Raw genomic sequence first — 14,725 nt, 5'->3', positions numbered from 1 at the left:
AATGGAAGGTAATAGAAATAATTATAAGATAGGCGTATTAACGGGATTAGGTTCAGCAATAACTTGGGGAATAGATACAGTTTTGATGGCAATAATACTTGCTATGAGTCCATTTTCATCAGAAGGTGTAATAGTTTTAGCACCAATTTTAACAGCATGCTTTCATGATGCATTTTCAGCAGTATGGACATTTATATATCTTTCATTAAAAAAGCAATTAAGACCATTAATTAAAGCTATGAAAACTAGGAGTGGTGCGGTGGTTGCATTAGCAGCAATTATGGGGGGGCCAGTTGGGATGACGGGATATGTAATGGCAATTCAATATATTGGACCATCTTATACAGCTATAATATCATCATTATATCCAGCATTTGGAGCAATTTTAGCATATTTGATACTAAAAGAGAAGATAGGTAAAAAGGGATGGATAGGATTATTCGTTGCAATTTTAGGGATAGTGCTAATTGGATATTCACCAAATGAATCTGGAATTAGTATTGTAGGATTTATATGGGCTTTAGTTTGTGCAATAGGATGGGGAAGTGAATCTGTTATATGTGCAATTGGAATGAAAGCTGATGAAGTATCTGCAGAGTCTGCACTTCAAATAAGACAGTTAACATCAGGTATTGTTTATTCTGCTTTAATAGTTCCTATGGTAGGTGGAATTGGAATGAGTATTGAAGCTTTAAGAACAAATTCAGTTTGGTATCTTATAGCAGTTGCTTTATCAGGAACGGCATCATATTTGTTCTATTATCAATCAATTGATAAAATTGGAGCAACAAAAGCTATGGGATTAAACTCAACAAATACTGTTTTTGCAATAATATTCGATGTATTAATAAATGGAACTCAATTAAGTTTAAAAACAATTATATGCAGCTTAATGGTTATGGGTGGAGTATATTTGATGGCAAAAGTTTCAGAAGAAGAAATTAAAGAAACTTCTGAATTTGCATAAGTTAAGGTACAATCAAAAAGTAATAGATCAGTATGCATGGCATTTTTGGTCTATTACTTTTTTGATTATGCATAAATAAGATACATGAACGTGTTATTTTTTTATGTAATTAATAAAAGGTGCTGAATAATTTATTTTTTAAATAAGTTATTCAGCACCTTTCATTGTTTAGGCACATGAAAATAAATAATTAGTATGTCTCTACCTTAACTTCTAATTAATTTTGCCTTTACTTTACCTATCATTTCAAAAAATACATCATCTTTTGTAATAATAAGAGCACCTATATAAAATAAGCTACAAAAAGTAACATCTATAATACATATATATATTATATTATGAGTAAGACTTTTTATTAAAATAGTTATTGGAATAAATATTAGTGAATATACTAGATATTTCATGTTATTAAAATTAAATAAATTTATATTTAATTTTATTACTCTTTTTACAAGTCTATACTGCAATCCAATAACTATTATATTTGCTATTAAAGTTGTACCTATAGCGGTTACAATTGTAAAATGTCCTATGAATATTAGTATAAATTTCAATATTAAATTTATAATTCCACCTATAAATATTAATATTGAATCATCTTTTTCTCTTTGATATAAATAAATTATTTGATTAGAGATAATATTTTGTATACCTAAACTTAACATGTAAATCGAAAATACTTCCATTGCGGGAATTACTGATAAATACTCACCTCCACCAAATATTCCAATCACTTCATTTGATAAACACATTAATCCGATAGATGCAGGGAATAAAATTATAAAATATATTTTTGCGACTCTTTTTAGAAGTACTAAATATTTATCTTGTGAATCATTTCCTAAATAATTTGATAATCTTGGCATAGTAACAGTAACTAGTGTAAGCAATAGTGTATTTATCATATTAATTATTCGTTGCGCCATATAATAATATCCTACATCAGTTGTTCCATTACTGGCTTTTATCATAAATTTATCAAGTTGTGTATATAATACACCTACATTAGAAAGTATTACAGCATAAATCATTGGTTTTAGATGTTTTTTAAAGCATAAATTAGAAAAATCAAATTTTATTCTTTTCTTTATATAAATAAAACTCACTATATTATTTAAAAAATTAGTTATTACTATAACATATAGATAAAATAGATAGTTTTCTTTGCTTCTTACCAAAAATATAATTATAATACAACTTACAATTCTGATTATCATAGTCTTAATAGTAATAAAGTCATAATTCTCTAAAGCTTGGTTAACCCATTCTACATAAAAAAGATTAAAGGCTAAATTTAATCCAAGAATTATACATGTGTAAAGATAAGGCTGACCTTTATAGGAAAATAATACAAATGCCATATATGCTAATGTTGCTAAAATATTTGTTATTGTTGTTAAAACAAATAAGCTTGTAAATGTCTGTCTGAGTTTAATCTTATCATCACGTACTCTGCTAATTTCTCTTAGTCCATATGTATATATACCAAAGCTTGCAAAGATAGAAAAATAGTTATTTAAGGAATCTCCATATCCCATATATCCATATAGCTCATTTCCTATCGCTCTAGATACACTTGGAATTACTAATATTGGTAGCAGTATATTAAATAAGTTTAATATTGAATTAAATATTGCGTTTCTTGAAATTGATTTAGACATATTTTCACCTCTATAATTTAAACTACTATCAATTTTAAAGTAGTTAAACTTGAATTACTCAAAACTAAATAAAAATAATATAGGGTTAAGGTACAATTACTTATTTTGAGCAATTATTCTATTGTAATTATACTTTCTTATTTTATAATAACATTAATTAATTATCAATCATAAAACGGAGAAATATGAGTGTTATTGTAAATTTAAGGCACATGAAAAAATAATAAGCTCAAAATGTTATGATTATTTTTTATTAGGCAAGGAATCAGATTTGTTTCATTTTTTCATGTGCCTAAATTTTTTTGTAACTAAAATTGTATTAATCGATTGTTGAGTCTGATAAAATTGAAATATATTTTGTTAACGATTGAATTTTGGGAGGAATATTATGAAATCTGATAAAAGTAATTATAAAATTGGAGTGGCAAGTGGTATTATATCAGCAGCTACTTGGGGATTGGATACAGTATTGATATCAATAGTACTTGCTATGAGTCCATTTTTACCACAAGGTGCAGTATTTTTAGCACCGTTTATAACAGCATTTTTTCATGATGCTTTTTCAGCAATGTGGACATTAATATATCTTGGATTTAAAAGACAACTAGGGAGCTTATTTAAAGCTATGAAAACTAAGAGTGCATTATTTGTTGTTATAGCAGCACTTATGGGGGGACCTATTGGAATGGCAGGATATTTACTCTCAGTAAAATTAATTGGACCATCATATACCGCTATAATTTCATCACTATATCCAGCAGTTGGAGCAATATTAGCTTATTTTATATTGAAAGAAAAGATAAGTAAGAAAGCATGGATTGGATTAATAGTTGCAATTATGGGAGTATCAATACTTGGATATTCATCTAGTGAAAATGGTGTGAATATAGTTGGCTTTTTATGTGCATTTCTTTGCGTAATTGGATGGGGTAGTGAATGTGTAATATGTGCATATGGAATGAAAGGTGATGAAGTATCTTCAGAATTTGCGCTTCAAATAAGACAAATGACATCAGCGATTGTTTATGGAGTTATTATAGTTCCAATCATTGGTGGTATAGGGCTTGGTTTTGAGATTTTAAGAACAAGTGTTATTTGGTGGATTGCAGCAACAGCATTATCAGGAACAATTTCGTATTTATTTTATTATAAAGCAATTTATAAAATTGGGGCAACAAGGGCAATGGGATTAAACATAACATATGTTGTTTGGTCTATAATCTTTGATAAGTTTATTATTGGAAGTGATATAGGAATATTAACTATTATAAGTAGCGTAATGGTTATTGTAGGAGTTTATTTTGTTGCAAGAGAACCAGAAACAGAAAAGAATGAAACAATCAAATTTGTAGAAGCAGAATAAAATTTAAAATTAAGGAACATGAAAATAAATAACAAATCCAATTTATCGTAGATAGTTTTCATCAGGCAATTTACTGACTGAGCATGATTGAAAATAAACTGATGAATGGACTTGTTATTTATTTCAACGTGCCTAAAATAAAAAAACTAAGTTTAAAAGTGTTAAATAAGTAAAAAATATAATGACTTATTTAACACTTTTTTAAGTATATTTTATTTAATTTAAAATATTACGTAAAAATATTATACGATTTACTTTATATATATTATATAATATATACAGGAGGGGGAAAAATGAATATACGAAAGAAATTTGTTATTTTTTCTGTTTTGCTGTTTGTAATACCAACCTGTATTGCAACAAGTATAAGTATTGAGAACTTACGTAATAAAACTATAGAAATTATTAAGCAGAACATTATAACAGTTGCTGATGATCAATCATCGAATTTACAAGATTTTTTTAGAGAAAATATCAGTAATCTGAATGTTATTAAGAGTATGCCTATAACTGAAAATTTATTGATTTATTCGAACAATAAAACAAATCCTAAGGATATAAAAAAGAATGTAGATATGCTAAATGAATTTTTAATTAGCACAAAAGAAGAATATTTTTATCTAAATGACCTAGCAGTTATTAACAAAGAAGAACTTGTAATAGCAGATAGTAACAACGAGCGTATAGGCCAAAATATTATGTTATCTGATAATGACAAAAGAAAGCTATTGAATAATCAAATAGTTGTAACTAATATCATTGAAAGAAAAGAGGTTAATAATGGAATAAAAAGTGCAATAATAGTAAGCCCTGTTTTTTCAGAAGGTAAATATGAAGGCTCAATACTAAATGTTATAGATATGACTTATTTTAAAACAGCTGTAGATAATATACATTTTTTTAAAACTGGTAACGTATCAATTATAGATGGGAATGGAAAAATTGCATATAGTAATAATAAGGAATTTAAATACAGCATAAATAGGATTGAGGGTAAAAACAATTTATACTCACAGTGGAAACAAGTAAATTTTAATAATAATCCTAAAGGGATAATTAATTACAATACTAATGGAGTTGAGAAAATAGGTTATTATTCAAGAATTTCAGGCACTGATTGGATAGTTTTTAGTGATGTGCAGTGGAATGAATTTAAAATTCCATTGAATGAAAATATTAAAAATATAATAATTACTTTATTATTTATTATAGTTATTGCAACAATTTCATATATTTTTATAATGAAACATTTTTTTAAGCCTTTATTTAATTTATTAGAATCAATAAAAAAAATAAAACAAGGTGATTATTCAGATAGATTTATATATGATAAGGACAATGAATTTGGTGAAATATCTAAAGCATTTAATGAACTAATAAGTAAAATAGAAAAGAAAAGAAGATACATTAAAAATAAGAATAGAGAATTGTATTGTTTAACATCTAATATACCTGGTGGAGTTCATAGAAATATAATAAAAGATGGAGAGCATATTGTAGACTTTTTAACTGGCGGATGTTTAAATCTTTTAGGATATAAAAGACATGAATTTAAAAAAATGTTTGGTAGAAAAATATTTGATGTAATTTATGAGGAAGATCGTGAAAGAGTTGAAAGAGAAATTAATGATCAAATAAGTAAAAATAATAGATTTGCTGTAGAATATAGAATTAAACGTAAGGATGGAAGTATAGTATGGATTCTTGATAATGGAAGAATAGTAGAAGATAGAGAGGGAAAGATATTTAGTTATAATGTTACAATAAATATAAATGATGCTAAAATAGCACAAGAAGAATTAAGGTTAAGTGAAGAACGCTATCGTATAATTATGTCTCAAACAGAAGAGATAATTTTCGAATGGAATGTTAAAGAGGATGCTATTTCATATTCAGATAATTGGCAACAAAAATTCAATATTGAATCTAATATAAGTAATATTAGTAAGAAAATATATAATAATAATAGTATTTATAAAGATGATTTAAAGGAGTTAGGAAAATTTTTAAACGATTTTATAAATGGAGAAAAATACAACGAAACTGAAATTAGAATCAAAAATATAGATAATGAATATATTTGGTGTAAAATAAGAGGAACCGCAATGTTTGATCAAAATGATAATCTTTTCAAAGTAATAGGAGTAATAATTAATATTAATAAAGAGAAGATTGAAAGTGAAAAACTTTTATTTAAAGCTCAGCGGGATAGTTTAACTAAACTGTATAACAAAGGAACAGTGGAAAATATAATAAAAGAATATATGGAAAATAGTAATATTAGCAATAAACATGGAGCATTGTTTATTATAGATATTGATGATTTTAAATCAATTAATGATAATATGGGTCATCTAGTTGGAGATGATGTTTTAAGTAATGTTTCTTCGATGTTTTTGAATGTTTTTTATGAAAATGCAATTGTTGGTAGAATTGGCGGAGATGAATTCATTGTATTTTTGAAGGACATAAAATCAGAGAAGGTTATTTATGATAAGGCAGATAAATTGGTAAATGGATTTAAAGCTGGTTATATAGAAAATAATTTGGATTATAAAGTTTCAGGAAGCATAGGAATTGCTAAATATCCTAAAGATGGAGAGTCATTTGGTGAACTTTTTGAAAATGCGGACAAAGCTTTATATTTAGCTAAAAATAAAGGTAAGGATAATTATTGTATTTTTGAAAAAAACATATAAAAAGCTAGTAGAATTGGTAGACAAACAAGTTATACTATTGAATTAATTGAACAATTTGTAAAACGTAAAGATGAATTGATTGTTAAGGAAAATAAGGCTCAAGTAAAACTTTTTAGCCTTATTTTTTTATTATGATATATAATAAAAATATATATATTTGTACTAAGGCACATTCAAAAAAATAACAAGTCCATCTGCCAAGTCTATTTTTCATCATGCTGCGTCAGTGGATTTGTCTAATAGCCCGCTATGAGACAAATCCACTTCCTTGCCTTATGCAATCAGGGTATTTTGGACTTGTTATTTTCTTTCATGTGCCTAAATAATATTATTGTAAAACTATAGTAGTATATTATATATGCTAGATGATTAAGTTAACATATATAATGAAACAAAAAATTGAATATAGGTGGAGGGAATGATAATGATAAAACTTATTGCATCAGATATGGATGGTACACTGCTTAATAGTGACCATAAAATTTCAAAAGAAAACTTAGAAGCAATTAAAAAAGCACAAGAAATGGGAGTACATTTTGCGATTGCTACAGGAAGAATATATAGTGATGTAGAACCATTTCTTAAAGAGTATGGAATTAAATGTGAATGCGTAGTTATGAATGGGGCGGAATATCGTGATGAGGATGGAAATGTATTAGAAAGCATAGATATTGATAAAAATAAGGCGGTTGAGATTTTTGACATGATAGAAAGTAATGAAGTTTCAGCAGAGATATATACTAATAAAGGATTATACACTATTGATACTAAGGAAAAAGCTTTAATACAAATTGCATATAGAGTTCAAGCATTTAACCCTGGAACAAGTTTTGAAGAAGCTATTATAATTGCAAAACAACATTCACATTTTACTGGTTTAAATTACATAACTGATATAAAGAAATTTTTAAATAGTGACATTAAAATAGGAAAGTTTGTTGCTTTTTATAATAATGAAGAAACTACCATAGAAGTAAAAAATAAATTAGAAAGTGTTAAAGGTTTAGCCATTTCATCAACATTTACTAAAAATATAGAAATAAATAATGTAAATGCGCAAAAGGGGCTTATATTAGCTAAAGTTGCACAAAAAATGGGAATAGAAAAAGATGAAGTTATGGTAATTGGTGATAGTTTTAATGATTATTCTATGTTTACTGAATTTCCGGTATCTTTTGCTATGGAAAATGCTATGCCTGAAATAAAAAAAGTAGCAAAACATATAACAGATACAAATGATAATGCAGGAGTAGCGAAAGCTATTTACAAGGTATTGAATTTGGAAATATAACTAACCGAAAGAAATTGTGCTCTATTTGTTACGGTTACTAGAGAAAAAGACTGTAAATTTCTAACAATAGAGGTTGTATCCATTCCTGCATGCTCCTTAAGCAAGTTAAGGACATGCGGGAATGGAACAACTTCTGTTGAAGAAATTCTACAGTCTTTTTCTCAATGTAACACTTCACAAAAGAGCACCATTTCTTTCTAAAATAAGATATATTTTCAAGTTTGGTGATTCTGATAGCTTGTTCACACTATAATTTATATTTATTTATGATATTATACCATGATTATTATGTTTAATATTGTATAAATAAAACAAGCTGTTTTTTAAAAAAACAGATAACAAGAATGTTTCATATGTCACTAAATCTTCAAGAATGTACAAATATCTTTTTCATAGTGATATATTAAAATCATGAAAAGAATAATGTAGTTAATTTGATTTATTTTCACTATATGTAAGATGAATTTGTAAAAATAAGAGAAGATGGAGTGGGTATATATGTTTCATAGGAATTTAAAAGATTTTCCGAAAGACTTTTTATGGGGAGCATCAACATCAGCTTATCAAGTTGAAGGAGCTTATAATGAAGATGGGAAGGGATTATCAGTTCAAGATACAAAAGATGTAATACCAGGTACACCTGACTTTAATGTATCTAGTGATCATTACCATCATTATAAAGAAGATGTAGCATTATTTGCAGAGATGGGGTTTAAAACTTATCGTTTTTCAATTGCATGGACAAGAATAATTTCAAATGGAGTTGGTGAAGTTAATAAGAAAGGAATCGAATTTTATAATAATTTGATTAATGAATTATTGTTATATGGAATAGAACCTTTAGTTACAATGTATCACTTTGATTTACCAGATGCACTTCAGCAAAAAGGTGGTTGGTCTAATAGAGAAACTGTAGATGCTTTTGTAAATTATGCAAAGGTTTTATTTGAAAATTTCGGGGATAGAGTTAAGTATTGGCTTACAATAAATGAACAAAATATGATGATACTTCATGGTGCAGCAATAGGAACTGTAAGTGAAGGAGCAAAAAATATTCAAAAAGAATTGTACAAACAAAATCATAATATGATGTTAGCACAAGCAAGAACAATGAAATTATGCCATGAAATATGTCCTAATTGTAAAATAGGACCAGCACCAAATATTACTTCAATATATCCAGCAAGTTCAAAACCAGAAGATATATTAGCAGCTAACAATCAATCTTCAATAAGAAATTGGTTGTATTTAGATATGGCTGTACATGGCAGATATAATCCAATAGCTTGGAGTTATATGGTTGAAAAGGGAATTGAGCCTACTATTGAAGAAGGAGAGATGGACATATTAAAAGGTGCAAATCCTGATTTTATAGCATTTAATTATTATTGCACAGGAACAGCTGGAGAAAGCAAGATTGATGATACTGAATTATCAACTCAAGGAGGAGACCAGCAAATTTCAGTTGGAGATATAGGAGTATATAAGGGAGTATCAAATCCTAATTTACAAAAGACAGAGTTTGGATGGGAAATTGATCCGGTTGGATTTAGAAATACATTAAGAGAAGTATATGAAAGATATGCATTACCTATTATAATTACTGAAAATGGTTTGGGTGCTTATGATAAAGTAGAAGAAAATGATACTATAAATGATGATTACAGAATTGAGTACTTAAGAAAGCATATAGAACAAGCAAGACTTGCAATAACTGATGGAGTAGATTTACGCGGATATTGTCCATGGTCAGCTATAGATCTTATAAGTACACATCAAGGATTTAAAAAGAGATATGGATTCATATATGTAAATAGAGATGAATTTGATCTTAAAGACTTAAGAAGAATAAGAAAAAAGAGTTTCTTTTGGTATAAGAATGTAATTAAAACTAATGGAAAAGAACTTTAAGCACATTTCTGATTGTGACTTAATTAAGGAGAAGAGTTATGATAGGAAATATTGCTGCACTGTTAACTACATTATCATTTTTACCACAAGCATTTAAAGTTATAAAAACTAAAAATACAGAAGGAATATCATTGTTAATGTATGCGATGTTTGTTTTAGGAGTATTTCTTTGGTCTATATATGGATATATGATTGGAGATATGGCAATATTAGTATCTAATACAATTACATTTATACTTGCAATAGTAGTACTTTGTTATAAGGTACATTCAATAAAAAAATCTAGTAATTAATAGCTCATAATTTTAAATAATGTAAAGGGAGTGTCGCAAAATGATTAAATTTTAATCAGGAGCGATGCTCCTTTTTGGTTTAAACCAGTGAATTTGCAAATATTTAAAATTCCACATCAATTATTTAAAGATTTCTGATTTTTAAGCGCACTTAAATAGATCTAGTTACTTTATTCCATAATTATGCAACAAGCTTTTTATATTTTAATATAGGTAAACTTTATATGAGTAACTGATTTTTGAAAATCTAATGGACTATAGTTAAAAGCAACATAATTGGAATATATATGGTTGTACTGTTAAAAAATATGTGATATATTATCAATAATTGGTTAGACCAATATATAATGCTATTTATGTAATTCACAAGTGAAGATAAGGTGATCGATATCAATATTATAAAGAAGTTGGATGATAGTAATGAAAAGGAATTATGAAAGCAAATCGATTAAAAATATTATATATTCAATGAAGTTAAGCCACTTGAAGGAATTGACTAAAGTTTTTGAAATACATGTACATGGAAAGAGAAAAGAAGATTTTGTAGAAAGTATATCATTTTATATTAAAAATAATATTTCAGTGATAATAGACAATTTTATTACGTACGAAGAATATAATTTTATAAAAAAAATATGTGACAGTAATTATACATTATTATTGAATGAAAAGCATAATATGAGAGAAGAAGTTATAAAATCATTAGAATACCTAGGGCTAATATACTCATACTATGATTTTACTGAGAGAAAGGTATCAATTTCATTTGAAATAAGAGAGAAAATAAAGTTAAGGCTTTGCAAAGTTGAAGTTATTGAACATTCAAAGGAAAATCAGAAACTTATAGAATTGTTTAAGAATTTATTAGATATATATGGAGTTATACCACAAGATTTATTATTAGATTATATTGCTCAAGATTTCAATATGGAATATAAAGTACATGAAGCTATTAAAAACTTATGGAGATATAATGACAGATATAATTTATATTATAGTGATTACAAATTAAATTATTGTAATATAAAAATTATTGATATGAGAACTCTTAATGAAAAAATATCAACAAAACCAAATATAAATTATAAATATTATGATAGAGATCAGCTTAAAAATATGGGTGATGGTAAGTTGGATTGTATTGAAAAAGAAATATATATTGTATTAAAAAGGCAGTTTAAATCATCAGAAATTACTTTAAAATGCTTGGAGTACATAATAACTATGATTAAAAATGATATGTCAAGTAAAGAGATAAGTGAATTTATAAGGAATAAGACAAGAAGAATGGGTGAGCAAGGGAGAAAGATCATAGAAGAATTAGTAGATAGGGCGAGAATCTATTATCCACTATGGACGCTAAAAGGACATTCTTTAGAAGACTTAAAATATAACTGCAAGCTTATGCAAGTTGAACATTCAAGGAAATATAGAAATGTTAAAATAAATTTATAAATATAACAGATCCAGGTGCTAAAAAATGTTAAGTAATTCTGAATTCATAAGCAATCTGGATAAACTAGCTTCTGATTTTAATACAGAAGCTTCTTTTTTTTAAGAAGATGTGATTGAATTATATTATATAGAATAAATATATTTATGGAGCTAGGAGTTGATTAGTATATGTTTAATTATGAAATAATCCAAAGTTTGAATGATTTAGAATTATCGCTATACAGATATATAATGAAGAATTGTGAAAAAGTAGTTTACATGAGAATTAGAGAATTGGCAGATGAGGCACATGTATCAACCACTACTATATTAAGATTTTGTAAGAAATTAGATTGTGAAGGGTATTCAGAATTTAAATTGAAATTAAAAATGTATATTGAAAAAAATGAAGATAAAAAAGTAAACAATGACACTTCATTAATAATAGATCTTCTTAAAAAGTTAGATAATGATGAGTTTGAAGAAAAAATGGATAAGATTTGTGAACAAATAAAAGAAACGAATAACCTTGTATTTTTAGGGGCGGGGACATCTGGTATACTATGCAAATATGCTGCGAGATATTTTTCATCAATAGGCAAGATTGCTATGTATATTGATGATCCGTATTTTCCAACTAATTATAAAGCATATGAAAGTTGTGTTGTTATAGTAATATCAGTCTCTGGAGAAACTATGTCAGTTGTTGAACATATAAGTAATTTAAAAAGAGAAAAATGTGTAATTGCAAGTATAACAAATAGTGAAAAGTGTACAATATCTAAGATATCAGATTTAAATATATCATATTATGTGCAACAAGAAAAAATAGGAATCAGTGATATAACAACACAAATACCAGTACTTTATATAATAGAAAATATAGGTAAAAGGTTACATAATAAATTTATAAATGATTAAGAAAGGTAACTTTTTGCTTAACCAATGGGATTAAGCAAAAAAATAAAGTAGTAATAATTTACCTTTTATTATTTGAAAAAAATTTCTGAGTTTTTGCAATATAAATTTTTTGTGCAAATATTAATGTAATTGCTGTATTAATGGTTTAGATGATATAATTAGTACGATTATAATAATGTTGGTAAAACATATAAAAATAACAAGTTAGTTTTTTATATGCCAAATTACTAATAAGACTAGGGGGAATAATAATGTTTTGTAAAAATTGCGGTAATGAAATATTAAATGGAGATAGGTTTTGTGGAAATTGTGGACAACCGGTAGAGGGCGCAAAACCTGAAAAAGTAATTATATCAAGTAAATTAAACGATAGTGTTCTAATGAAATTATTAAAAATCTATTTTGTTAAGCCAGTATCATTCTTTACTGAATTACAAGGTGAGGATTTGGTAAAAACATCAGTTGCTTTATTTTTTGGATTATCTATAATAAATGGATTATTTAATATAATATATAGTTCTGCTTTAATTAATTCTCTTTTTGGAATGATAAGAAAGGTACCTGATATGCTAGCGGATGTTGGAATACTTTCAAAACAAGAAGCTGCACAGGCAACAAAAGAAATGCTTATGTCTAATCAAATGGCAGACGTAAAAAGTAAAATTAATGCTATGATTGACAATAAAGAAATATTTTTAACAGGATTTGGTCATCTAATAATAATGATGATTGCAACGGCTATAATTTTAGCGATACTTAATGCAACAATATTAAAAAATAAAATACAATTAACAGATGTATTTTTTATATCAACTTCATCATACATTCCATTAGTAATATCGATAGCTTTAGGATCTTTAGCAACACTTATAAGTATTGTTTTTGGAGCATTTGTAATTACTTCAGGATATATATTATCGTTTATTACTTTATATAGTGGTATTAGACAAATTAGTGATGAAAAAAATGATAAAGTATTTACTTTAATGGCAATATTATTTTTAGTAATTTCAGCTGTATTATCAATATTAGTTGTACAAGAAATACAATCTTCTATTATGACAATTGTAAATAACGTTAATTCAATAAAACAATTCTTATAATGTAAAAAATAAGAATAGTAATTAGTTTCATGTGCCTAATATAATTATGTGGAGGAATAGTTTATGAATTATTGCAAACAATGCGGCAAAGAAATAAGCAATAATGCTAAATTTTGTCCAAATTGCGGAACACCAATTAATTCATTTAGTTCAGTAGAGGATGAATATGATGATGTCAGCTCTGTGAATGATGATTATGAAGAAGATTTTATTCAATATAAAGATCCTAAAAAGAAAAAAAATAAAATAATTGTAGCGGTAATAGTTTTTGCGTTATTAGTTATTGCAGTATCAGGCGGAATATTTGCTAAAGTAACACTAGATCAAAAAGAAAAACTTAAAGAAAGCATAGAAATTACTAATGTAGATATAACAAATTATCCTAATATAGTAGTATCAATTAAAGCTAATAATTATTCAAAAAGTCTTGATGTGAAGAACTTTACTTTAAAAGAAAATGATACTTTTCAAAAGAATTTAAAGCTTGATATGGAGTTAGAAGGAAATGATTATAAGATTAGCTATAAAACTTCAGATGAATCCAATTCTGGAGATAGAAATATAAAAGTTTCTTATTCAGAAGATAATCATGAAGTTGTAGCTGATGGAAATTATACAGCATCAAAAAAATCTAACGATTCTACTACATCATCCAATAGTTCTACTAATGGCAATGTAGTTAATACTTATGATAATAATGAAGTACCAATAAAACAAGCAATTGATAATTATGAAAAATCATATATAAGAATGGTTAATTCAAAAGATACTTATTATGTTAGAGATGCTATAGATTTAAGTGGCGGCTTAATGAATGACTTCACTAATACTGTTAAGAGTTATTCAGAACAAGGAATAAATGAAGATTTAATTGATTATAAAATTGAAAAAATTAATAAAATAAGCGATCAACAATATGAAGTTACGAATTATGAAAAGTTCCATATATCTTATAATAAAGAAAATAAGTCTGTATATACTGACTTTAGAACTGTGTATGTTTTAAATAAAACTAGTACGGGATTTAAGGTATATTCTATAAAGAATATAGACAAGTTAGGAAGTAAATAAAATTATAAATA

At 26.4% G+C, this 14,725-nt stretch carries 11 protein-coding genes; 10 read left to right on the top strand and 1 reads right to left on the bottom strand.

Annotated features, from left to right (window positions below):
* Position 1: 1 nt before the first annotated feature.
* A complete protein-coding gene (locus CLSA_RS19950; RefSeq protein WP_022749940.1) occupies positions 2-967 on the top strand; it encodes a DMT family transporter in 966 nt (321 codons plus the stop codon).
* Between the two features lie 206 nt (positions 968-1,173).
* Here CLSA_RS19950 and CLSA_RS19945 read toward each other — a convergent pair whose 3' ends face one another.
* Positions 1,174-2,628, bottom strand: coding sequence for an oligosaccharide flippase family protein (locus tag CLSA_RS19945; protein ID WP_022749935.1), 1,455 nt, complete (start codon positions 2,626-2,628; stop codon positions 1,174-1,176).
* Between the two features lie 388 nt (positions 2,629-3,016).
* Between CLSA_RS19945 and CLSA_RS19940 the strand changes: the two genes are divergently transcribed.
* The 9 genes from CLSA_RS19940 (at position 3,017) to CLSA_RS19900 (ending at position 14,714) form a co-directional block, all read left to right on the top strand.
* The gene (locus tag CLSA_RS19940; RefSeq protein WP_022749930.1) at positions 3,017-3,991 is read left to right on the top strand and encodes a DMT family transporter; all 975 of its coding nucleotides are present in this window, start codon (positions 3,017-3,019) and stop codon (positions 3,989-3,991) included.
* A gap of 293 nt (positions 3,992-4,284) precedes the next feature.
* A complete protein-coding gene (locus CLSA_RS19935) occupies positions 4,285-6,690 on the top strand; it encodes a diguanylate cyclase domain-containing protein (protein ID WP_022749925.1) in 2,406 nt (801 codons plus the stop codon).
* A gap of 424 nt (positions 6,691-7,114) precedes the next feature.
* The gene (locus tag CLSA_RS19930) at positions 7,115-7,981 is read left to right on the top strand and encodes a Cof-type HAD-IIB family hydrolase (protein ID WP_022749922.1); all 867 of its coding nucleotides are present in this window, start codon (positions 7,115-7,117) and stop codon (positions 7,979-7,981) included.
* A gap of 498 nt (positions 7,982-8,479) precedes the next feature.
* Positions 8,480-9,892 carry a glycoside hydrolase family 1 protein gene (locus tag CLSA_RS19925; RefSeq protein ID WP_022749919.1) on the top strand — a complete coding sequence of 471 codons (1,413 nt, stop codon included), beginning with the start codon at positions 8,480-8,482 and terminating at the stop codon, positions 9,890-9,892.
* Positions 9,893-9,930: 38 nt separating this feature from the next.
* Complete coding sequence (locus tag CLSA_RS19920) at positions 9,931-10,185, top strand: SemiSWEET transporter (RefSeq protein WP_022749916.1); 255 nt, start codon at positions 9,931-9,933, stop codon at positions 10,183-10,185.
* Between the two features lie 420 nt (positions 10,186-10,605).
* Positions 10,606-11,640: a hypothetical protein gene (locus CLSA_RS19915; protein WP_041716390.1), complete on the top strand. Its 1,035-nt coding sequence runs from the start codon at positions 10,606-10,608 to the stop codon at positions 11,638-11,640.
* 168 nt (positions 11,641-11,808) lie between these two features.
* Positions 11,809-12,540: a MurR/RpiR family transcriptional regulator gene (locus tag CLSA_RS19910; RefSeq protein WP_022749910.1), complete on the top strand. Its 732-nt coding sequence runs from the start codon at positions 11,809-11,811 to the stop codon at positions 12,538-12,540.
* A 251-nt stretch (positions 12,541-12,791) separates the two neighbouring features.
* Entirely contained in the window at positions 12,792-13,643 is an 852-nt protein-coding gene (locus CLSA_RS19905; RefSeq protein ID WP_022749906.1) for a zinc ribbon domain-containing protein, read from the top strand.
* A 63-nt stretch (positions 13,644-13,706) separates the two neighbouring features.
* Positions 13,707-14,714 (top strand): zinc ribbon domain-containing protein, encoded by a 1,008-nt coding sequence (locus CLSA_RS19900; protein WP_022749901.1) that lies wholly within the window; start codon positions 13,707-13,709, stop codon positions 14,712-14,714.
* Positions 14,715-14,725: the final 11 nt, after the last annotated feature.

It is taken from the genome of Clostridium saccharobutylicum DSM 13864, from assembly GCF_000473995.1.
Classification (GTDB): Bacteria; Bacillota; Clostridia; order Clostridiales; family Clostridiaceae; genus Clostridium; species Clostridium saccharobutylicum.
This window is presented reverse-complemented; position numbering and strand designations above follow the sequence as displayed.

What these genes read in the sequence shown, in the direction of transcription:
- CLSA_RS19950 (WP_022749940.1), top strand. Translation starts at nt 2, where the DNA reads ATGGAAGGTAATAGAAATAATTATAAGATAGGCGTATTAACGGGATTA.
- CLSA_RS19945 (WP_022749935.1), bottom strand. Translation starts at nt 2,628, where the DNA reads ATGTCTAAATCAATTTCAAGAAACGCAATATTTAATTCAATATTAAAC.
- CLSA_RS19940 (WP_022749930.1), top strand. Translation starts at nt 3,017, where the DNA reads ATGAAATCTGATAAAAGTAATTATAAAATTGGAGTGGCAAGTGGTATT.
- CLSA_RS19935 (WP_022749925.1), top strand. Translation starts at nt 4,285, where the DNA reads ATGAATATACGAAAGAAATTTGTTATTTTTTCTGTTTTGCTGTTTGTA.
- CLSA_RS19930 (WP_022749922.1), top strand. Translation starts at nt 7,115, where the DNA reads ATGATAAAACTTATTGCATCAGATATGGATGGTACACTGCTTAATAGT.
- CLSA_RS19925 (WP_022749919.1), top strand. Translation starts at nt 8,480, where the DNA reads ATGTTTCATAGGAATTTAAAAGATTTTCCGAAAGACTTTTTATGGGGA.
- CLSA_RS19920 (WP_022749916.1), top strand. Translation starts at nt 9,931, where the DNA reads ATGATAGGAAATATTGCTGCACTGTTAACTACATTATCATTTTTACCA.
- CLSA_RS19915 (WP_041716390.1), top strand. Translation starts at nt 10,606, where the DNA reads ATGAAAAGGAATTATGAAAGCAAATCGATTAAAAATATTATATATTCA.
- CLSA_RS19910 (WP_022749910.1), top strand. Translation starts at nt 11,809, where the DNA reads ATGTTTAATTATGAAATAATCCAAAGTTTGAATGATTTAGAATTATCG.
- CLSA_RS19905 (WP_022749906.1), top strand. Translation starts at nt 12,792, where the DNA reads ATGTTTTGTAAAAATTGCGGTAATGAAATATTAAATGGAGATAGGTTT.
- CLSA_RS19900 (WP_022749901.1), top strand. Translation starts at nt 13,707, where the DNA reads ATGAATTATTGCAAACAATGCGGCAAAGAAATAAGCAATAATGCTAAA.